Raw genomic sequence first — 19593 nt, 5'->3', positions numbered from 1 at the left:
GCCCGCCCCGAGCGACGGCCCAGGGCGGGCGCTTCAACCTGCCACTTGACAGGAACCACCTACATATCAGCCGAGGTAGACCTGGACCTCGTCGTGCACCGCCCCGTTGGTGGCCAGCGCGTTGCCGCCCCACGGACCGGCCGCGCCGTCGAGAGAGGTGAACCGGCCGCCGGCCTCGGTGACGATGGGCACCAGGGCAGCCATGTCGTACACCTCGAGCTCGGGCTCGGCGGCGATCTCGGCCGCACCCTCGGCCACGAGCATGTAGGACCAGAAGTCGCCGTAGCCACGGGTGCGCCAGCAGCGGCGGGTCAGGTCGAGGAACCCGTCGAGCTTGCCGCGCTCCTCCCAGCCGGACAGGGAGGAGTAGGAGAACGAGGCGTCCTCGATGCGGCGCACGCCGGAGACGGTCATCCGCGAGGCGGCGGCCAGCGACTTGCCGGTCCAGGCGCCGGAGCCCTTGGCGGCCCACCAGCGGCGGCCGAGGGCCGGCGCGGAGACGAGGCCCATGACCACCTCGTCGCCGTCGGCGAGCGCGATGAGGGTGGCCCACACCGGCACGCCGCGCACGAAGTTGTGGGTGCCGTCGATGGGGTCGATGATCCAGCGCCGCGCACCGTTGCCGGCGGCGCCGTACTCCTCGCCCACGATCGCGTCGCGGGTGCGCGCGCGGTGGAGCTGGGCGCGGATGAACTCCTCGGCCGTGCGGTCGGCGTCGGAGACGAGCGTCGAGTCGGGCTTGGTCTCCACGCGCAGGTCGATCGACCGGAACCGGGACATCGTCAGCGAGTCGACCTGGTCGGCGATGACGTGCGCCAGCCTCAGGTCGTCCTCGTAGGTGCGTGCCGGGTTCTGCCCGGCCGGGTTCGAGCCTGCGGACCAGTGAGGAGGCTGGGTGAAGGACACGGTCACACGCTAGCGGTGCGGGAGGCCAGCAGACGACGGAACGAGTCCAGACGGGCCTCGCGTGTCGCCCGTGCGGCCTCGTCCGGGGCGGCCGCCAGCCAGTCGTCGAGGGCGCAGTCGGGGGCGTCGGCCAGGTGCGTGCAGCCGCGCGGGCACTCCTGGGCGGCCTCGTCGAGGTCCTCGAACGCCTGCAGGAGGTGGGCGACCTCGACGTGGGCGAGGCCGAGGGAACGGACGCCGGGGGTGTCGACGACCCAGCCGTCGTAGGCGGCGCCGTCGCCGCCGTCGTCGCCGCCGGGGCGGGCCGGCAGGCGCAGGGCGACGGCGGAGGTCGAGGTGTGGCGGCCGCGCCCGGTGACGTCGTTGACGTGCCCGGTGGCGCGACCGGCGCCCGGCACCAGCGCGTTGACGAGGGTCGACTTGCCGACGCCCGAGTGCCCGAGCAGCACCGACACGCGCCCGCGCAGCCGGTCGCGAACCTCCTCGACGGACTGGGGCGCCAGGGCGAGCGTGCCGCTGCCCGCGGCCTCGTCGGCGGGCCGGGTGACCACGACGTCGACACCGAGCGGCTCGTACAGGCCGCGCAGGTCCTCGGGCGAGCCCAGGTCGGCCTTGGTGAGGCACAGCAGCACGTCCATGCCGGCGTCGTAGGCGGCGACGACGGCGCGGTCGATCATGCCGGTGCGCGGCTCCGGGTTGGCCAGGGCGGTGACGATGACGAGCTGGTCGGCGTTGGCCACGACGATCCGCTCGTACGGGTCGGTGTCGTCAGCGGTGCGGCGCAGCACCGAGGTGCGCTCGGCGATGCGCACGATGCGGGCCAGGGTGCCCGGGTCGCCGGAGGTGTCGCCCACGACGTCGACCCGGTCGCCGACGACGACGCGGGTGCGCGTCAGCTCGCGTGCCTTCATGGCCAGCACGGGGCGCTCGTCGCTGCCGCCCTCGTCGAGCAGGAGCGTGTACCGCCCGCGGTCGACGCCGGTGACGAGGCCGACGACGGCGTCGGTGTGCTCGGGCCGCTGCTTGGTGCGGGGGCGGCTTCCGCGCTTGGACGGGCGCCCCCACGCCTCGTGCTCGTCGCCGCGCCCGCGCGCACCGCCGGCCGGTGCGGGCCGCCGGGCCATCAGCGGCCCCGCTCCGGGGAGGCCGGGGCCACCCGCGCGGTGTCCGAGGTTCCCGAGACCATGGCGCGCCACATGCCGGCGAACCCGGGCAGCGTCTTGGCGGTGGTCTCGACGTCCTCGACGAGCACGCCCGGCACGCGCAGGCCCACCAGCGCGCCCGAGGTGGCCATGCGGTGGTCGGCGTAGGTGCGGAACGTGCCGCCGTGCAGCGGGCGCGGGGTGATGACCAGGCCGTCGCGGGTCTCCTCGGCCTGCCCGCCCAGGCGGGTGATCTCGGTGGCCAGCGCGGCCAGCCGGTCGGTCTCGTGCCCGCGCAGGTGGGCGATGCCGCGCAGCCGGCTGGGGGAGTCGGCGAGGGCGGCGAGGGCGGCGAAGGTGGGAGCGAGCTCGCCGGCGGCACGCAGGTCGACGTCGATGCCGTGCACGCGGCCCGTCCCGGTCACGCGCAGCACGCCGTCGGCCGTGAGGCGCGCGTCGCCCCCCATCCGGGTCAGGAGCTCGGGCACCAGGGCCCCCGGCTGCGTGGTGGCGGCGGGCCAGCCGGGCACCGACACGGTGCCGCCCGCGACGAGGGCCGCCGCGAGGAAGGGGGCGGCGTTCGACAGGTCGGGCTCGACGCGCACCTCCCGGGCCGCGACAGGGCCGGGGGACACGACCCAGATGCCGTCGCGCGAGTCGTCGACCTCGACCCCCGCCTCGCGGAGGGTGGCCACGGTCATCTCGATGTGCGGCAGGCTGGGCAGCGTCGCGCCCACGTGGCGCAGCGTCAGGCCCTCGTCGAAGCGTGCGGCGGCCAGCAGCAGGCCGGAGACGAACTGGCTCGAGGCCGAGGCGTCGACGTCGACCGCCCCGCCGCGCAGCCCGCCCTGGCCCAGCACCGTGAACGGCAGCGTGGACGGGAACCCCTCCGCGGGGGAGGCGGCCTGCGGGCCGGAACCGTCACCGGCCCGCACGTCGACCCCGAGGGCACGCAGGGCGGCGAGCACGGGGAGCATCGGTCGCACGCGCGCCTGGGGGTCGCCGTCGAACCGCACGGGGCCGTCCGCGAGGGCGGCCACGGGGGGCAGGAACCGCATCACGGTGCCGGCCAGGCCGGCGAAGACGTCGGTGTCTCCCCGCACGGGGCCGGGCACCACGTGCAGGGTGCTCGGCGAGGAGCCCTCGGTGATCTCGGCACCCAGGGCGCGCAGCGCGGCGATCATGAGGTCGGCGTCACGGCTGCGCAGGGCCCCGTGCAGCGTGCCCGGGCCCTCGGCGAGCGCCGCCAGCACCAGCAGGCGGTTGGTGAGCGACTTGCTGCCGGGCACCTCGACCGCGGCGTCGAGCGGGCCGGACGCGACCGGTGCCTCCCAGGCGGGAGCGGGGGAGGTGGCCTGGGCGTCGTCGGGCGCGGGAGACGTCATGCCGCAAGGCTATCCGCCGGCCCCGGGCGGGGCCGGGACGTCTCGCCGGGTGCCCGCGTCAGGACGCGACGCCCGCCAGCTTCTTCTCGGCCTTGCGGGCCGTCTTCGCCGTCGAGCGCGCCGCGGCGTGGCGGGCGTGGTCGACGCGCCAGGCCAGGCCCGGACGGCCCTCGTGGTCCACGCCGGCGATGAGCGCCGCACCGATCGCCCCGACGGCCCGCACGAACGGCACCGTGCGCCGGGCCCGCTCCTCGCCCTTGCTGGTGAACGGCTGGTGGGCCACGGCCAGCGGCACGGTGACCGCGGCGAGCTTGATCGCGCACAGGCGCGGGAAGAACCCCGCGGCGAGGCCCACGCCCAGGGCGGCGGTGACGGCGCCGTGCACGCGCACGGCCAGCGTCAGCTGGGAGTCCGAGAGCCGGGCGACGCCGAGCCGGTCGGTCACCGTGTCGGTGACGTCTCGGGCGACGGCGACGTGCTCGGCGGGGTGGAGCGCGGCCTGCACGCCGTCGTAGACGAACGGGGTGGCCAGCATGGGGCGGGCGACACGACGCAGCAGCATGGGACCCACCATGTCAGAGGCTGCCCGCCCTCGCAGGACGTCCGGGAATGGAACGCCCCGCCCGGTGCGTTCCCCAGTCGATGTCCTCGATGTCTTGCGCACCCTGCCCCGCACCCACCGCCGCGTCCCGTCCGGACGTGCGGCTGTTCGCGCTCCCCGCCCAGCTCGACGGCGCGGCCAAGCAGTCGCCGCCGGCCGACGGCGCGCTGACCCCCGCCTGGCCGCACGTGCCGTTCGGGACGGGGCTAGGCTCGACGGCGATGACGGAGAACCAGCCGACCGCCGGCCAGGCCGGCGACCGCTCTGCGGCCGACCGCCCGGCAGGCGAGCCCACCGAGACGCCCGACGAGATCGACGAGGGCGCGACGGACCGCGCGCCCGAGGACGAGGACGCCGCGGCCCGGGGCGCGCGCTTCGAGCGCGACGCGCTCCAGCACCTCGACCAGCTGTACTCGGCCGCGCTGCGCATGACGCGCAACCCCGCGGACGCCGAGGACCTGGTCCAGGAGACGTTCGCGAAGGCGTTCGCCGCGTTCCACCAGTACCGGCCGGGCACCAACCTCAAGGCGTGGCTGTACCGGATCCTGACGAACACGTTCATCAACAGCTACCGCAAGAAGCAGCGCGAGCCGCAGCAGTCCCAGGCGGAGGAGGTCGAGGACTGGCAGATCGCCCGTGCCGCCTCGCACACCTCGCAGGGTCTGCGCTCCGCCGAGGCCGAGGCGCTGGACCGGCTGCCCGACTCGGACGTGAAGCGGGCGCTGGCCGAGCTGCCCGAGGACCGGCGCATGGTCGTGTACTACGCCGACGTCGAGGGCTTCCCCTACAAGGAGATCGCCGAGATCATGGGTACGCCGATCGGGACGGTGATGTCCCGGCTGCACCGCGGACGCCGGCAGCTGCGCGAGCTGCTCGCCGACTACGCCGCGGACCGCGGGCTCGTGCCGGCGTCGTCGGCCGGCGCGAAGGCGCAGGCGCACGGAGGTGGGCAGTGAACGAGCAGGAACCGACGGGGGCCGGAGCCGGACCCGTGGAGCCGATCCCGCACGACACCGCGGGTGAGTCCGAGTGCGAGCACGCGCTGGGGCACCTGTACGAGTACCTCGACTCCGAGATGACGCCGGAGGACGAGCACCGCATGCGTGCGCACGTCGCGCACTGCGCGCCGTGCCTGGCGGAGCTGAGCGTCGAGGAGCTCGTCAAGCAGCTGGTGCGCCGCTCGTGCAACGAGCGCGCGCCGGAGACGCTGCGGCTGCGCATCCACGAGCAGCTGACGGTGATGACGACGCTGCGCGGCTGACCCGCCGCCGCGGGTGCCCCCGACGACGAAGGGCCGCGGATCCCGTGAGGATCCGCGGCCCTTCCGCGCGTCTGAGGCCTGTGCTCAGGCGTTGGGACGCTTGCCGTGGTTGGCGGCGTTGCCCTTGCGGCTACGACGCTTGCGACCGCGCTTGCTCATGATGCTTCTCCCACTGGGTCTGTGGACGAGGTGTCGCCCTATGGTCCCACAACCGGGGCGGTGCCTGCGAAGCCGCCGACGCCCGGGCAGCCGCTCCGGACGAGTGGCGAGGCCGTCCGGGCGGCGAGAGGTTGGGCGCATGGACTCACGTGACGTGCTGCTCGACTCCTTCGGCCGGCTGCCCGGCCTGGTCCACGGCGTGCTGGACGGCGCCGACGACGAGATGCTGACCTTCCGGGCGGACCCGGGGGCCAACACCGTGGCGTGGCTGGTGTGGCACCTGACGAGGGTGCAGGACGACCACGTGGCCGACGTCGCGGGCACCGAGCAGGTGTGGACGGCGCAGGGGTGGGCCGAGCGCTTCGGCCTGCCGCTGCCGGCGTCGGACACCGGCTACGGGCACGGGCCCGAGGAGGTCGCGCAGGTCCGGGCGGACGCCGACCTGCTGCGTGGCTACTTCGACGCCGTGCACGCCACCACGGTGGCCTACGTGGAAGGGCTGACGGACGTCGACCTGGACCGTGTGGTGGACGACGGCTGGGACCCGCCCGTGACCCTGGGCGTGCGCCTGGTCAGCGTGCTCGGCGACGACACCCAGCACGTGGGCCAGGCCGCCTTCCTCCGCGGAGTCTTCCAGCGCCGGGCGGCGGAGCGGCCCTGAGCGGCCCGGAGACCCCCGCCGCACCTCTCACTCGTCCGGCAGCCCCAACCAGGCGTGCCAGCCGGTGTGCAGCACCAACCACGCCATGAGGCCGTAGCCGGCCTGCCCCGGGTACACGGAGCCGTTCTGGGCGAGGTCGGCCAGCCACTGCTCGTGCTGGGCCAGCGGCGTGTACGTGTCGACGTAGGGCACCCGCCGCCGGGAGGCGACGTCGGCGAACGCGGCCGAGAGCTCGGCGATGCGAGGCCCGTCCTCGGGGCGGCCCGGGGGAGGGCCGACGACGAAGGCGGGCACGCGGGCCGAGTCCGCCATGTCGAGGATGTTGGCGAGGTTGAGGCGCGAGCGAGCCACGGACAGGCCCTGCTCGACGTCGTGGCGGCCCAGCGCGACCACGAGCCGGTTCTCGGCGACGGTCTCGGGCCCGAACCGGGTGGCGGTCTCCGCCTCCCAGCGGGCACCGAGGCCGTTGGTGTTCTCGCCCGGCACCGCGAGGACGAAGTGCATGGCGGGCCGGTCGAACCGCGACCGGGCCATGACACGGCCGACCCAGCCGAGGGCACGGGCGTCGCCGACACCCACGCTCAGCTCGTCGCCGACGACGCAGATGCGCACCTCGCGTTCCGTCACGGACCTCTCCTCGTGGTTCTGATGGCCCCGACATTGTGGACCTGGGGTCGGCGCGGGCGGATCACCCCACGCCGACGCCGTCGGGTGAGACGCGACTCAGAGGAGGGCGGCGCCCCAGCGGACCTGGTGGCTCTCGCCGGGGGCGAGGCGCACGAGCCGCTCGCCGGTGTTGAACGCGTCGGCCACGCAGCTCATGGGCTCGGCGGCCAGGCCGGAGCGCTCGTACCCGGGGATGTGGTCGGCGCTGCACACCTGCCAGCAGTCCATGGAGCCGTCCATCCAGACGGCGGCGGTGCGGCCGTCGGGGCGGCCGAGGCGGCACCAGGAGAGGCCGTCGGCGTCGCGGGTGGCGTCCACCCAGGCGTCGTCGAGGTCGAGGCCGGCCAGGGACCGGGTCTCGCGCAGGTCGTGGTCGCCGGAGACGGGCTCGACGCCGGTGGGCAGGAGGCGGTGGTCGACGGTGACGTGGGTGGTGGCGTCCAGGCGCACCGTGCACTCGTCCAGGGCGGCGCCGCCGGTGGACAGCCACGGGTGGAACCCGACGCCGTAGGGGGCGGTGCCGGTGCCGACGTTGCGGGTGGTGAGCACGACCTCGAGACCGGCGTCGGACAGCGCGTAGCGCACGCGGGTGACGAGCTGGAACGGCCACCCCTTCTGCGCGGGCAGGGCGAGCTCGAGCACGACGGCGTCCGGTGCGGTCTCCACGGTGGTCCACCGGGTCCAGCAGGCCAGGCCGTGCAGCGCGTTGCCGCGGTCGGGCTCGCTCACGGGGAGCTGGTACGTCTCTCCGTCCACCGTGTAGCTGCCGTCGCGCAGGCGGTTGGGCCAGGGCACGAGCACGGCGGCGTTGAACACGGGGGCGACGTCCTGCTCGGCGAACGGCACGAAGACGTCGTGCCCGGCCACCGAGTACTCGCGCACCATGGCGCCGACCTCGACGACGACGGCGCGCTGGTCGCCGTGGGTGATGACGTGCTGGGCACCCGACGGGGCGGGTGCGGTGGGGGCGGTGGCGTCGCTGGTGGTCACGTTCACACCGTAGTCGTCGGGCCGAACGGCCGCCGCCCCCCTATGTTGGTCCAGCAAAGAATTTTCAGGAGGAGAGATGGAACGACAGGTACTCGGCCGCACCGGCCGGCTGGTCTCGGTCGTCGGGCTGGGCACGTGGCAGCTGGGCGGTGACTGGGGGGACGTCAGCGACGACGACTCCCGGGCCGTCCTGGAGGCGGCGCTCGAGGCCGGGGTGACCTTCTTCGACACCGCGGACGTGTACGGCGACGGGCGCAGCGAGCAGGCCATCGGTGCCTTCCTCGCCGACCACGCCGACGCCGGGATCACGGTGGCCACGAAGATGGGCCGACGCATGGAGCAGGTCCCGGAGAACTACGTGCTCTCCCACTTCCGCGAGTGGACGGACCGTTCGCGCCGCAACCTCGGGGTCGACACGCTCGACCTGGTGCAGCTGCACTGCCCGCCCACGGCGGTCTACCACTCGGCCGAGGTGTACGACGCGCTCGACACACTGGTCGCCGAGGGGGTCATGGCGCACTACGGCGTGAGCGTGGAGACGGCGGACGAGGCGCTCGAGGCGATCACCCACCCGGGGGTCGCCACGGTGCAGATCATCCTCAACGCGTTCCGTCTCAAGCCGCTGGAGAAGGTCGTGCCGGCGGCGTCGGAGGCGGGGGTGGGCATCATCGCCCGCGTCCCGCTCGCCTCCGGCCTGCTCTCGGGCCGGTACACGAAGGACACCACGTTCGCGGAGTCGGACCACCGCAGCTACAACCGCAACGGTGAGGCGTTCGACGTCGGTGAGACGTTCTCGGGCGTCGGCTTCGAGTCCGGCGTGGAGGCCGCGCAGGCGTTCACCCGGCTGGTCGGCGAGACGGTGGGCGAGTCGCTCACCCCCGCGCAGGCCGCCATCGCCTGGGCGTGGCAGCAGCCGGGCGTCTCCACGGTGATCCCCGGGGCCCGCAACCCGGAGCAGGCGCGCCTCAACGCGGCCGCGGGCGGTGCCCCGACCCTGACGCCGCTCTTCAGCAGCGGCGTCAAGGAGATCTACGACCGGCACTTCCGCGAGGCGGTCCACGACCGCTGGTGAGGGCCGCTCAGGCGTCCCGCGCACGACGGAGGCCCGCCACCCCTCGGGGTGGCGGGCCTCCGTCGTGCGCAGGGCGGGTCAGCGAGCGAACGCCTGCTCGATGAGCGTCTTCTGCTGGGCCTGGTGCAGCTTGGCCGTGCCGGCCGCCGTCGCGGCCGACGCCGGGCGCGACACGACGCGCACGCGCGGCAGGTCCTCCGGCAGGGCCAGGTGCAGGTAGGACCAGGCACCCTGGTTCTCCGGCTCGTCCTGGACCCACACGACGTCGTCCGTGCGGTACTTCGCCAGCTCGGCCCGGATCTCCTCCAGAGGCAGCGGGTACAGCTGCTCCAGGCGGACCAGGGCGGTCGTGGTGTCGCCCCGCTTGGTGCGCTCGGCCAGCAGGTCGTAGTACACGCGGCCGGTGCACAGGATCACGCGGTCGACGCCCGCCGGGTCCACCTGGCCCTGCGCCGGGTCGGCGATCACCGGGCGGAACGTGCCCGAGGTGAAGTCCTCCACCGCCGAGGCCGCCGCCTTGAGGCGCAGCAGCTGCTTCGGCGTGAACACGATCAGCGGCTTGCGCGGCCGGCGGTACGCCTGCTGACGCAGCAGGTGGAAGTACGACGCCGGGGTCGACGGCTGCGCGATGATCATGTTGTCCTCGGCGGCGAGCTGCAGGAACCGCTCGATGCGACCGGAGGAGTGGTCCGGCCCCTGGCCCTCGTAGCCGTGGGGGAGCAGCATGACCAGCGAGGACGTCTGGCCCCACTTCTGCTCGGCGGAGGACACGAACTCGTCGATGACGGTCTGTGCGCCGTTGACGAAGTCGCCGAACTGCGCCTCCCACATGACCAGCGCGTCCGGACGCTCCACGGAGTAGCCGTACTCGAAGCCGAGCGCGGCGTACTCCGACAGCGAGGAGTCGTAGACCCAGAACTTGGCCTGGTCCTGCGTCAGGTACAGCAGCGGCGTCCACTCCGCACCCGTCTCGCGGTCGTGGAAGACGGCGTGGCGCTGCGTGAACGTGCCGCGGCGCGAGTCCTGCCCGGCGAGGCGGACCGGGGTGCCCTCGACCAGCAGGGAGCCGAACGCGAGGATCTCGCCGAAGCCCCAGTCGATGCCGCCCTCCTTCGCCATGAGCTGGCGGGTCTCGAGCAGCTTGCCCAGCTTGGGGTGCACGGTGAAGCCCTCGGGCGGGGAGACGTGCGCCTCGCCGATCCGCTCGATGACCGAGTGGGCCACCGCGGTCTTCCAGCCCACCATCGTGCCGGCGTCCTCGCGCTGGGCCTCCGGGCGCTCCAGGCCGGAGACGTGCTCGGCCGTCGGCTTGGAGTTGGTGCCGGCGCGGGTCTCGGTGAAGACGCGCTCGAGCTGCTGCTGGTAGTCCTGCAGCGCCTGCTCGGCCTCCTCGACCGTGATGTCCCCACGGGCCACGAGGCTCTCGGTGTACAGCTTGCGCACCGAGCGCTTGGCCTCGATGAGGTTGTACATCAGCGGCTGGGTCATCGAGGGGTCGTCGCCCTCGTTGTGACCGCGGCGGCGGTAGCAGACCATGTCGATGATGACGTCGCGGTCGAACTGCTCGCGGTAGGCGAAGGCGAGCTCGGCGACGCGGACGACGGCCTCGGGGTCGTCACCGTTCACGTGGAAGACGGGGATCTGGTAGCCCTTGGCGACGTCGGTCGCGTACGTCGTCGAGCGCGAGCTCGACGGGCCGGTGGTGAAGCCGACCTGGTTGTTCACGATGACGTGGATGGTGCCGCCGGTGCGGTAGCCGCGCAGCTGCGCGAGGTTGAGCACCTCGGGCACCACGCCCTGGCCCGCGAAGGCGGCGTCACCGTGCACCAGGATGGGCAGCACGGAGAAGCCGTCGCCGCCCAGGTCGATGCGGTCCTGCTTGGCGCGGACGATGCCCTCGAGCACCGGGTCCACGGCCTCCAGGTGGGACGGGTTGGCCGCGAGGTGCACCTTGGTGGTGGCGCCCGACTCGGCGGTGAACACGCCCTCGGTGCCCAGGTGGTACTTCACGTCGCCGGAGCCCTGCACCGACTTGGGGTCGAGCTGGCCCTCGAACTCCTTGAAGATCTGGCCGTAGCTCTTGCCCGCGATGTTCGCCAGCACGTTGAGGCGGCCGCGGTGGGCCATGCCGATCCCCACCTCGTCGAGGCCGTTCTCGGCGGCCTTCGACAGGATCGCGTCGAGCAGCGGGATCAGCGACTCGCCGCCCTCGAGCGAGAAGCGCTTCTGGCCCACGAACTTCGTCTGGAGGAACGTCTCGAACGCCTCGGCGGCGTTGAGGCGGCGCAGGATGCGGAACTGGTCCTCGCGCGGCGTCTTGGCGTAGCCGGTCTCGAGGCGCTCCTGCAGCCACCTGCGCTGGGCGCGGTCGGCGATGTGCATGTACTCGATGCCGATGGTGCGGCAGTACGAGTCGCGCAGGAGGCCGAGGATGTCGCGCAGCGTCGCCTTGGGCTTGCCGCCGAACCCGGCCGTGGGGAACGTGCGGTCCAGGTCCCACAGCGTCAGACCGTGGTTCTGGACGTCGAGGTCCGGGTGCTTGCGCTGGCGGTAGGCGATCGGGTCCGTGTCGGCCATGAGGTGGCCGCGCGAGCGGTAGGAGTGGATCAGCTCCGCGATGCGGGCGGGCTTGGCAGCCTCGTCGTCCGAGTCGTGCGTGTTGTCGCGGACCCAGCGCACGGGCTCGTAGGGGATGCGCAGCGAGGCGAACACCCGGTCGTAGAAGCCGTCGAGGCCCAGCAGCTTGTCGGCGATGATCTTGAGGAACTCGCCCGACTGCGCACCCTGGATGATGCGGTGGTCGTAGGTCGAGGTGAGCGTCATGACCTTGGAGACGCCCATCTTCGACAGCTGCTCGACGGACGCGCCCGCGAACTCGGCGGGGTAGTCCATGGCGCCGACGCCGACGATGGTGCCCTGGCCCTGCATGAGGCGCGGCACGGAGTGCACGGTGCCGATGCCGCCGGGGTTGGTCAGCGAGATGGTGGTGCCCTGGAAGTCCTCGACGCCGAGCTTGCCGCCGCGGGCCTTGCGGACCAGGTCCTCGTAGGCGGCCACGAAGCCGGCGAAGTCGAGCTCGCCCGCGCGCTTGATGCTCGGGACCAGGAGCTGGCGGGAGCCGTCGGGCTTGGCCAGGTCGATCGCGAGGCCGAACCCGATGCCGGCGGGCTGCACGATGCCGGGCTTGCCGTCGACCAGCTCGTAGTGCGCGTTCATCACCGGCATGTCGCCGAGCGCCTCGACCAGCGCGTAGCCGATGAGGTGCGTGAACGACACCTTGCCGCCGCGGGTGCGCGACAGGTGGTTGTTGATGACGATGCGGTTGTCCACCATCAGCTTGGCGGGCACGGCGCGCACCGAGGTGGCGGTGGGGACCTCGAGCGAGGACTCCATGTTGGTGACCACGCGCGCGGCGGGGCCGCGGAGCTTGGAGACCTCGTCCTCGGCGGGGCCCTGCGGCTTCGGCTTGCTGCGCGCGGCCTCGGCGTAGGGCGCCGTCGTCGGCTGGGCCGTGGCGACCGGGCGCGGCTCGGCGGGCGCGGGGGCCTGGCGCACGGGCTGGGCGGCCTCGGAGCCGGCGTCGCCGGAGCCTGCCGACGCCTGCGGCTGCGCCGTGGTGGAGGTCTGCGACTCGACGGCGGCGGGGGCCTGGGCCTCGGGGGTCTGCGCCGGCGCGGCCGGGGCAGAGGTGGCGGCCGGCTGCTGGGCGGGTGCCTGCGCCGGTGCAGCGCCCTCGCCCTTGCCGTCGCCGTTCTCGCCCGGCTTGTAGTCGGCGAAGAAGTCCCACCACGCGGGGTCCACCGCGTTCTTGTCCTTCAGGTACTGCTCGTACAGCTCGTCCACGAGCCAGGCATTGGCTCCGAACGAGGCACCAGCGCTACCGCTGATCGACTCTGACTCAGCCTTCGGGACCACGCGCGGATCGCCCACTTTCACGTGTTGCATGGGTAGTTCGGTCGGTGCACGGGCGCGTTCGTGGCAGCGCTCGCGACGGGCCCAGCCTATGCCTTCCGGGCCGTCCGGTCCGGGCGCCGGGGGCGGGCGCGGCGGCCTGGGGGCGGCCCCCTTGGGGTGCGACGCCCCGAAGGCAAAACGTCGGTCACGTGCCTGCCCGGGAAGGTCGTCCATCCGTCAACCGTGGGCCAGGAGACGGCGGCGCGTCATGACCCGTGTGACGCATCTCACGCAGGTGCGTCTCACTCCGACCCGCCGGTCGGGGTGCCGGTCGGCACCGGGAGGGGCGGCTCAGCCGGTCGCCGTCGTCGTCGTCACCCCGGGAGCGGGGCGCGCCCTGGCCGGCAGGGTCAGGCGCATGGTCGCCCCGCGGCCGCTGGGGGAGTCCGCGACCTCCACCCGACCTCCGTGCAGGTCCACCGCCCACCGCACGATCGCCAGGCCGATGCCGGTGCCGCCGCTCGCCGTCGGCCCGCCGGCCCCCGGCTGTGCGTGGGACGGCAGCGACCCGCGCGCGAAGCGCTCGAAGATCCGGTCCCTGTCCTCCGGGGCGATGCCCGGCCCGTCGTCGGAGACCTCGATGACGACGTCGTCCCCCTGCGGGTAGGCGTCCAGGCGCACCTCGCCGTCCTGCGGCGAGTGCCGGATGGCGTTCTGCAGCAGGTTCACCACGATCTGGCGCAGCCGCTCGGGGTCCGCCTCCAGCACCAGGTCCGGCGGCGTCACGTCCACCACGTACCGCAGGTTCTTCGCCGCGTCGACCATGCTCAGGGCCTGCGCCGACTCCTCGAGGAAGTCGCCCACGGCGATCTCGCTCACCGCCAGCGCCGACGCGCCCGCCTCCACGCGCGACAGGTCGAGCAGGTACGTCACCAGTCGCGTGAGCCGCTCGGTCTGGGCCAGCGACAGCTCCAACGACGCGGGCGTGGGCTCGGTGACGCCGTCCACCATGTTCTCCAGCTGCGCCTGGAGCGCGGCCACCGGGGTGCGCAGCTCGTGCGACACGTTGGCGATCAGGTCGCGGCGCGTGCGGTCCGACGACGCCAGGTCCTCGGCCATCTGGTTGAACGCGGCGGCGAGGGTGCCCACCTCGTCCCGGCTCGTGGCCGTCACCCGCTGGTCGTAGTCGCCTGCCGCCATCGCCTCGACCGCCGCGGTCATCTCCCGCAGGGGCGAGGTCATGCCCCGGGCCAGCACCTGGGTCAGCACCAGCGACAGCGCGATCACCAGCGGGAACGTGCGGCTCGGCCCCCACTGGACCTGCAGGCCCAACCAGGTCAGCGCGGCCGCGAAGGTGACCACCGCGGCCACCAGCACGCCGAGCTTGATCTTGATCGAGCGCAGCGGGTCCAGCGGGCGGACGTCGGGGATGCGTCGGTGGCCGTGCTCCACGGGCTCAGCCTGCGGGGGGCTCGAAGGCGTAGCCCACCCCGTGCACGGTGCGGATCAGGTCCGGCCCGAGCTTGCGGCGCAGCGCCTTGATGTGCGAGTCGACGGTGCGGGTGCCGCTCGCGTCGGCCCAGTCCCACACCTCGGCCAGGAGGCGCTCGCGCGTCAGCACGGTCTTGGGCGAGCTGGCCAGCATGACCAGCAGCTCGAACTCCGTGGGCGTCAGGTGCACCTCCTCGCCCCCGCGGTGCACGCGGCGCTGCGCCTTGTCGATCGCGACGTCGCCCATGACCAGCGGCGGGTCCGCCGGCGTCGTCACCGCAGCCTGCTGCGCACGCTCCACGCGGCGCAGCAGCGCCTTGACGCGCGCCACCAGCTCGCGCATGGAGAACGGCTTGGTCATGTAGTCGTCGGCACCGACGCCCAGGCCCACGAGCATGTCGGTCTCGTCGTCCCGTGCGGTCAGCATCAGGATCGGCACCGGCTGCTCCGCCTGGATGCGGCGGGTGACCTCCAGGCCGTCGATGCCGGGCAGCATCACGTCGAGCACGATCGCGTCGGGGCGCAGCCGGGCGGCCGCGTCGACGGCGGACAGCCCGTCGCGCGCCACCTCCACGCGCCAGCCCTCCGCGGTCAGGCGCTGGGCGACCGCCGTCGCGATCGCCGGCTCGTCCTCGACCACGAGCACGGTGGCCGTCTGGGTGGGGACCGCGGCGGACGCGGGCGCGCTGCCGCTCGCGGGGCCGAAGCTGTCGGGTGCCATGGGACAAATCTTGCACCACCGGCTGGGCGAGCGCTGGCAGGCGGCGGCTACGATCGGAGCCACGATGGACGAGCCCCGGCATCCCGCCCCCGCGCGCGCCTCCGGGCGCGTCTGCGGGCGCCCGCGGGTCCTGCGCCGCACGGCGGCCCCCGGAGGCCGCCGGTGAGCGGCGACTGGGCGATGCTGGCGCTCGGCGTCCTGCTCACCGCCGGCACCGCCGTCTTCGTCGCGAGCGAGTTCTCGCTGGTCACCCTCGACCCGGCCGTGGTGGGTGCGGACGACGAGGAGGACGGCGAGAGTCCCCGGCCCGGGCACCGGGGCCGCCCCCTGGGGTGGCGCGACCGGTCGGTCCGGGCCGGCCTGCGGCACCTGTCGACCGAGCTCAGCTCGGCGCAGGTGGGCATCACCCTCACCACCATCCTCCTGGGCTACACCGCCCAGCCGGCGCTGCTGAGCCTGTTCTCGGCGGGGCTGCAGGCCACCGCGCTGGCGCAGGGGGTCGCCGCGGTGCTCGCGGGAGTGCTCGCGCTCGTGGTGGTCAACGTGTTCTCCATGCTGGTGGGCGAGCTGGTCCCCAAGAACTTCGCGCTGTCGGTGCCCTACCGCACGGCCACGTGGGTGGTGCCCCTGCAGCGCGGGTTCACCACCGTCTTCAAGCCGGTCGTCATGGTGCTCAACGGGTCCGCGAACGCGTTGCTGCGCCGGGTGGGCGTCGAGCCGCGCGAGGAGCTGTCCGGGGCCCGCTCGGCCCGCGAGCTGCTCAGCCTGGTCAAGCGGTCGGCGGAGGAGGGCACCCTCGAGCAGTCGGTCGCGCGCCTGCTGGCCAACTCGATCGAGCTGGACGAGCTCAGCGCCCGCGACGTCATGACCGACCGCATGCGCATGGCGGTGGTGGAGCGGGACGCGACGGCGGAGGAGGTCATCGCCGCCGCGCGCCGGACCGGCCACTCGCGGTTCCCCGTCATCGGGGCCGACCGGGACGACGTCGTCGGCATCGTGCACCTGCGCCGCGCCGTCGGCGTGCCCTTCGAGCGTCGCGCCGACGTCCCGGCCGCCGCGCTCATGGTCGAGGCGCCGCGCGTGCCGGAGACGGTGCGGCTGGGACCGCTGCTGGTGGAGCTGCGCTCCTTCGGCCTGCAGATGGCCGTGGTGGTGGACGAGTACGGCGGCACCTCCGGGATCGTGACGCTCGAGGACGTGGTCGAGGAGCTCGTCGGTGACGTCGCCGACGAGCACGACCCGCGCCGGGCGGGCGCGGTGCGGGCCGCCGACGGGGCGTGGGTGGTGCCGGGCGTCATGCGGCCCGACGAGCTGGAGGAGACCACGGGGCTGGTGGTCCCGGAGGACCCGGCGTACGAGACCCTCGGCGGCCTCGTGATGGCGCGCCTCGGTCGCGTGCCGGAGGCCGGGGACGAGGTCGACGTCGTCGACGGCGGGCGCGCGGTGCGCCTGCGCGTCGAGTCGATGACCGGCCGCCGGGCGGAGCGGGTGCGCGTGCGTGCCCTGGAGCCCCCCGGGGGCGGGCGCTGATGGACACCGGGACCGCGATCGCGATCGGCGTGCTCCTGCTGCTGGGCAACGCGTTCTTCGTGGGGGCCGAGTTCTCCGTGATCTCCGCGCGCCGCTCGGCCATCGAGCCCAGGGCGGCCGCCGGCGACCGGCGCGCCCAGGTGGTGCTGTGGGCGATGGAGCACGTCTCCCTCATGCTGGCGTGCGCCCAGCTCGGGGTGACCGTGTGCTCGACGGGCCTGGGCATCGTGGCCGAGCCGGCGGTGGCGAGCGTGCTGGAGGGGCCGTTCCACGCGATCGGCGTGCCTGACGCGCTCGTGCACCCCGCCGCGTTCCTCGTGGCGCTGTCGCTGGTGGTCTACCTGCACGTGGTGCTGGGCGAGATGGTGCCCAAGAACCTCGCGGTGGCGGGTCCGGAGGCCGCCGTCATGTGGTTCGGCCCGCCCCTGGTGCTGATCGGGCGCGTGCTGCGGCCGGTGATCACGGCGCTGAACTGGGTGGCCAACCACGCGGTGAGGCTGGCGGGCGTGGAGCCCAAGGACGAGGTCGCCTCGGCGTTCACCGCCGAGGAGGTGCAGTCGATCGTGGCGCACTCGCAGGCCCAGGGCCTGCTGCGCGACGAGCAGGGCCTCCTGGGCTCGGCCATCCAGTTCAGCGAGCGCACGGCCGGCGAGGTGATGGTGGCGGTCGAGGACCTGGTGACGGTGGACGACGGCGTCACGCCCGACGACGTGGAGCGGCTCGTGGCGCGCACCGGCTTCTCCCGGTTCCCGGTGGTCGAGGACGGCGTCCTGGCCGGCTACCTGCACCTCAAGGACGTGCTGTACGCCTCCGACGGCGACCGCCACGCGCGCGTGCCGGCGTGGCGCGTGCGGGCGCTGGCCTCGGTGCTGCCCGGCGACGAGGTGGAGGACGCGCTGCGGGCGATGCAGCGTTCCGGCGCTCACCTGGCCCGCGTGGAGGGGCCCGACGGGGTGCTCGGCGTGGTGTTCCTGGAGGACATCCTCGAAGAGCTGGTGGGCGAGGTGCGCGACGCGATGCAGCGCCGTCAGCCGCGGGCCTGAGGGGCCGGGAGGGGCCTCCGGAGGGCTCTGCGGGAGCCTCCGAGGGCGGGGTGAAATCGTCCGGGTGACGAGGCGCGTGATCTCGGTCACGAGACGACCGACACGCCGCGTCGCCACTCCGCGCCGTCACCTTTCGTTCACGCAAGGGCTTGGCGGCGACCGGACGGGCCGTTATGGTCTCGTGACGACGAGACCGGTGGGCACCGCTCCGCCGGTCGTCGCCGAGATCAGGACTTCGAGAGCCGTGGGGGCTCATCGCCCTGAACAGGGCCGGAACGGGAGGTGTCGTGGAGCCTGCGCCCCAGACGCCGGGTTCCCGACCCGCCCTCATGACGCGCCGTGAGCGGCGCGAGGCCGAGCTGGCCGCACGTGCCGCCGCGACGCAGGGATCCCCGGCCCAGCCGAGCATCCACGTCCAGACTGCCCCCGCACCGCCCCGACCGCACGCCGAGACGTCGCTGCGTGCACGTCCCGCCGTCGCGCCCGGAGCGACGGCCACCGCCGTCCGGTCCCGCCGGGAGATGCACCGGCGTGCGGACGACGTCGTGGTCGGCGGCATCGCGTTCACCGGGCCCGCGCCCGCCAGCCCGGCGGTCGGGACGCCCGTCGCGCGCCCCGCCCCGGCTCCGGGGCAGGCCGTCCCCGACGCTGCTGCGCAGCCTCCGGCTCCCCGTCGCCGCACCAGCCACCGCTTCGAGGAGCCGCGTCCTGGAGCGGCCCCCGTGCCGCTGACCCCTGCCGGCGGCACCCCTGCGGTGCGCCCCGGCCTCGCACCGCTCCAGGGCGCCGCCCCGGTCCCTGGCGCTCCGCTGCCCGGCGCTCCCGTGCAGGTGCCGTCGCGCCGTCGTCGGCGGCCCGAGGACGGCACCCCCCAGGGTGCGCCCGCGTCGCGTCCCGCGGCCCCGGACCCCGCGGCCCTGCGGCGGTCCGAGCCTCGCACGGCGGCCCCTGCCCCGCCGCCGGTCGGGGGGTTCGCCCCGCCGGCCCTGCCGTCGTCCCCGGCGCCCCAGCCCTCGCCTGCCGCCGCGCCGCTCCCCGCCTTCCGTGAGGGTCTCGCCGCGCGTGCCGGGGCGGCTGCGCCCGGAGCGTCGGCGCAGGCCGACGTCGTGCCGGTGGCCGCTGCCCAGGTCGTGGCCCCTCAGGCCGCCGCCCCGGTCGCGGCCCCCCGGCCCGAGACCCGCCAGGGTGCCTCGGCCGGCGCCCTGCAGGGCGACGCTCTCGCGGCGGCCGACGCCGCGCCCGTGCGCTCGCGGCGCGAGCTGCGCTCCCGGGGTGAGGGCGAGCTGCTCACCCGGGCCGAGCGCGCCGGCCGCCCGACGACGGCGGAGACCCCCGTCGCCAGCCCGCGCAAGCGGGGCGGCTGGCTGCCCCGCGTGGCGGTGCTGAGCACGCTCGCCGCCGCCACGATCGCGGTGCCCCTGGGGCCGATGGCGGGCCACGGTGCGTCGTCGGACCGCTCGCCGTTCGACCTGGACCAGTCGCCCACCGGCCCGTCCACGCTGGAGGTGCTCAACAACAGCGTGGCCGCCCCGGCGACCTCCGAGGGCATCGCCGCGGCGCCCCGCGTCATGCGCGAGGCCGCGGCGGCGTCGCGCACGATGGACCGTGAGCCGCTGCCGGGCTGCGACGCCAGCGTCGAGGTGACGAGCAGCAACGGGAAGCTGACGGCCGCGGAGCTGTGCGAGCTGTGGGACTCCGGCGACCGGCTGCAGCCGCGGGCCGCCGTGGCGCTGAGCGCGCTCAACGAGGCGTTCAAGGCGGAGTTCGGCCGCGACCTGACGCTGGTGGCCAGCTACCGCTCGCTCGGGGCGCAGCACTCGATCAAGGCGTCCCGCGGCTTCCTGGCGGCGCAGCCGGGGTACTCCATGCACGGCTGGGGCCTGGCGATCGACCTCAGCTCGCAGGAGACCGGCAACCCCGACGTCTACAAGTGGATCGTCCGCAACGGTGCGGCGTACGGCTGGGAGAACCCGCCGTGGGCGCAGCGTGGCGGCTCCGGCAAGTACGAGCCGTGGCACTTCGAGTACCGGCCGGGTGTCGAGGAAGTCTCCACCTGGCACTGACGGGGCGA

The 19593-nt window shown here is 74.3% G+C and carries 17 protein-coding genes; 7 read left to right on the top strand and 10 right to left on the bottom strand.

The genetic code is table 11. From position 1 onward, the window contains the following. Positions 1-66 precede the first annotated feature (66 nt). The 4 genes from DNL40_RS13850 to DNL40_RS13835 all read right to left on the bottom strand — a co-directional run bounded on the left by DNL40_RS13850 (position 67) and on the right by DNL40_RS13835 (position 3995). Positions 67-825, bottom strand: coding sequence for an inositol monophosphatase family protein (locus tag DNL40_RS13850; protein WP_245885948.1), 759 nt, complete (start codon positions 823-825; stop codon positions 67-69). Positions 826-908: 83 nt separating this feature from the next. Further along, on the bottom strand, positions 909-2030 hold the full coding sequence (rsgA, locus tag DNL40_RS13845) for a ribosome small subunit-dependent GTPase A (protein ID WP_111251840.1): 1122 nt from the start codon (positions 2028-2030) through the stop codon (positions 909-911). Next, a complete protein-coding gene (gene aroA / locus DNL40_RS13840) occupies positions 2030-3433 on the bottom strand; it encodes a 3-phosphoshikimate 1-carboxyvinyltransferase (RefSeq protein WP_111251839.1) in 1404 nt (467 codons plus the stop codon). Before aroA ends, rsgA begins: the two co-directional genes overlap by 1 nt. A gap of 58 nt (positions 3434-3491) precedes the next feature. Continuing rightward, positions 3492-3995 (bottom strand): DoxX family membrane protein, encoded by a 504-nt coding sequence (locus tag DNL40_RS13835; RefSeq protein WP_111251838.1) that lies wholly within the window; start codon positions 3993-3995, stop codon positions 3492-3494. 89 nt (positions 3996-4084) lie between these two features. Here DNL40_RS13835 and DNL40_RS13830 point away from each other — a divergent pair, with 89 nt between their 5' ends. Together DNL40_RS13830 and rsrA are read left to right on the top strand one after the other, a co-directional pair. Beyond that, positions 4085-4990 carry a sigma-70 family RNA polymerase sigma factor gene (locus DNL40_RS13830; RefSeq protein WP_111251837.1) on the top strand — a complete coding sequence of 302 codons (906 nt, stop codon included), beginning with the start codon at positions 4085-4087 and terminating at the stop codon, positions 4988-4990. Next, positions 4987-5295: a mycothiol system anti-sigma-R factor gene (rsrA, locus tag DNL40_RS13825; protein ID WP_245885939.1), complete on the top strand. Its 309-nt coding sequence runs from the start codon at positions 4987-4989 to the stop codon at positions 5293-5295. Before DNL40_RS13830 ends, rsrA begins: the two co-directional genes overlap by 4 nt. Positions 5296-5379: 84 nt before the next feature. Here rsrA and DNL40_RS17030 read toward each other — a convergent pair whose 3' ends face one another. Then, positions 5380-5454, bottom strand: coding sequence for a 50S ribosomal protein bL37 (locus DNL40_RS17030; RefSeq protein WP_099052597.1), 75 nt, complete (start codon positions 5452-5454; stop codon positions 5380-5382). Between the two features lie 139 nt (positions 5455-5593). On the opposite strand from DNL40_RS17030, the gene DNL40_RS13815 reads away from it, so the two are divergent. Then, entirely contained in the window at positions 5594-6115 is a 522-nt protein-coding gene (locus DNL40_RS13815; RefSeq protein ID WP_111251835.1) for a mycothiol transferase, read from the top strand. A 27-nt stretch (positions 6116-6142) separates the two neighbouring features. Here DNL40_RS13815 and DNL40_RS13810 read toward each other — a convergent pair whose 3' ends face one another. Both DNL40_RS13810 and DNL40_RS13805 read right to left on the bottom strand, forming a co-directional pair. Then, positions 6143-6742: a GDSL-type esterase/lipase family protein gene (locus tag DNL40_RS13810; protein WP_245885938.1), complete on the bottom strand. Its 600-nt coding sequence runs from the start codon at positions 6740-6742 to the stop codon at positions 6143-6145. Positions 6743-6838: 96 nt separating this feature from the next. Then, positions 6839-7771, bottom strand: coding sequence for an aldose 1-epimerase family protein (locus DNL40_RS13805; protein WP_111251855.1), 933 nt, complete (start codon positions 7769-7771; stop codon positions 6839-6841). A 76-nt stretch (positions 7772-7847) separates the two neighbouring features. Here DNL40_RS13805 and DNL40_RS13800 point away from each other — a divergent pair, with 76 nt between their 5' ends. Beyond that, a complete protein-coding gene (locus tag DNL40_RS13800; protein ID WP_111251834.1) occupies positions 7848-8843 on the top strand; it encodes an aldo/keto reductase in 996 nt (331 codons plus the stop codon). A gap of 78 nt (positions 8844-8921) precedes the next feature. Here the strand turns inward: DNL40_RS13800 and DNL40_RS13795 are convergent, their stop codons facing one another. The 3 genes from DNL40_RS13795 to DNL40_RS13785 all read right to left on the bottom strand — a co-directional run bounded on the left by DNL40_RS13795 (position 8922) and on the right by DNL40_RS13785 (position 14949). Beyond that, entirely contained in the window at positions 8922-12788 is a 3867-nt protein-coding gene (locus DNL40_RS13795) for a multifunctional oxoglutarate decarboxylase/oxoglutarate dehydrogenase thiamine pyrophosphate-binding subunit/dihydrolipoyllysine-residue succinyltransferase subunit (RefSeq protein ID WP_111251833.1), read from the bottom strand. A 300-nt stretch (positions 12789-13088) separates the two neighbouring features. Next, entirely contained in the window at positions 13089-14189 is a 1101-nt protein-coding gene (locus DNL40_RS13790; protein WP_111251832.1) for a sensor histidine kinase, read from the bottom strand. Between the two features lie 4 nt (positions 14190-14193). Then, complete coding sequence (locus DNL40_RS13785; RefSeq protein WP_245885936.1) at positions 14194-14949, bottom strand: response regulator transcription factor; 756 nt, start codon at positions 14947-14949, stop codon at positions 14194-14196. A 162-nt stretch (positions 14950-15111) separates the two neighbouring features. On the opposite strand from DNL40_RS13785, the gene DNL40_RS13780 reads away from it, so the two are divergent. From DNL40_RS13780 to DNL40_RS16240, 3 genes are all read left to right on the top strand, one after another. Further along, entirely contained in the window at positions 15112-16479 is a 1368-nt protein-coding gene (locus tag DNL40_RS13780) for a hemolysin family protein (protein WP_111251831.1), read from the top strand. After that, entirely contained in the window at positions 16479-17522 is a 1044-nt protein-coding gene (locus tag DNL40_RS13775) for a hemolysin family protein (protein ID WP_111251830.1), read from the top strand. Before DNL40_RS13780 ends, DNL40_RS13775 begins: the two co-directional genes overlap by 1 nt. 287 nt (positions 17523-17809) lie before the next feature. Further along, complete coding sequence (locus DNL40_RS16240; protein WP_245885935.1) at positions 17810-19585, top strand: D-alanyl-D-alanine carboxypeptidase family protein; 1776 nt, start codon at positions 17810-17812, stop codon at positions 19583-19585. The last annotated feature ends 8 nt before the right edge of the window (positions 19586-19593 follow it).

Origin of the sequence: Xylanimonas oleitrophica (genome assembly GCF_003244315.1) — a bacterium.
Taxonomy (GTDB): Bacteria; Actinomycetota; Actinomycetes; order Actinomycetales; family Cellulomonadaceae; genus Xylanimonas_A; species Xylanimonas_A oleitrophica.
This window is presented reverse-complemented; position numbering and strand designations above follow the sequence as displayed.

What these genes read in the sequence shown, in the direction of transcription:
- rsgA (WP_111251840.1), bottom strand. Translation starts at nt 2,030, where the DNA reads ATGGCCCGGCGGCCCGCACCGGCCGGCGGTGCGCGCGGGCGCGGCGAC.
- aroA (WP_111251839.1), bottom strand. Translation starts at nt 3,433, where the DNA reads ATGACGTCTCCCGCGCCCGACGACGCCCAGGCCACCTCCCCCGCTCCC.
- DNL40_RS13815 (WP_111251835.1), top strand. Translation starts at nt 5,594, where the DNA reads ATGGACTCACGTGACGTGCTGCTCGACTCCTTCGGCCGGCTGCCCGGC.
- DNL40_RS13795 (WP_111251833.1), bottom strand. Translation starts at nt 12,788, where the DNA reads ATGCAACACGTGAAAGTGGGCGATCCGCGCGTGGTCCCGAAGGCTGAG.
- DNL40_RS13775 (WP_111251830.1), top strand. Translation starts at nt 16,479, where the DNA reads ATGGACACCGGGACCGCGATCGCGATCGGCGTGCTCCTGCTGCTGGGC.
- DNL40_RS13830 (WP_111251837.1), top strand. Translation starts at nt 4,085, where the DNA reads ATGTCTTGCGCACCCTGCCCCGCACCCACCGCCGCGTCCCGTCCGGAC.
- DNL40_RS13785 (WP_245885936.1), bottom strand. Translation starts at nt 14,949, where the DNA reads ATGGCACCCGACAGCTTCGGCCCCGCGAGCGGCAGCGCGCCCGCGTCC.
- DNL40_RS13800 (WP_111251834.1), top strand. Translation starts at nt 7,848, where the DNA reads ATGGAACGACAGGTACTCGGCCGCACCGGCCGGCTGGTCTCGGTCGTC.
- DNL40_RS13835 (WP_111251838.1), bottom strand. Translation starts at nt 3,995, where the DNA reads ATGCTGCTGCGTCGTGTCGCCCGCCCCATGCTGGCCACCCCGTTCGTC.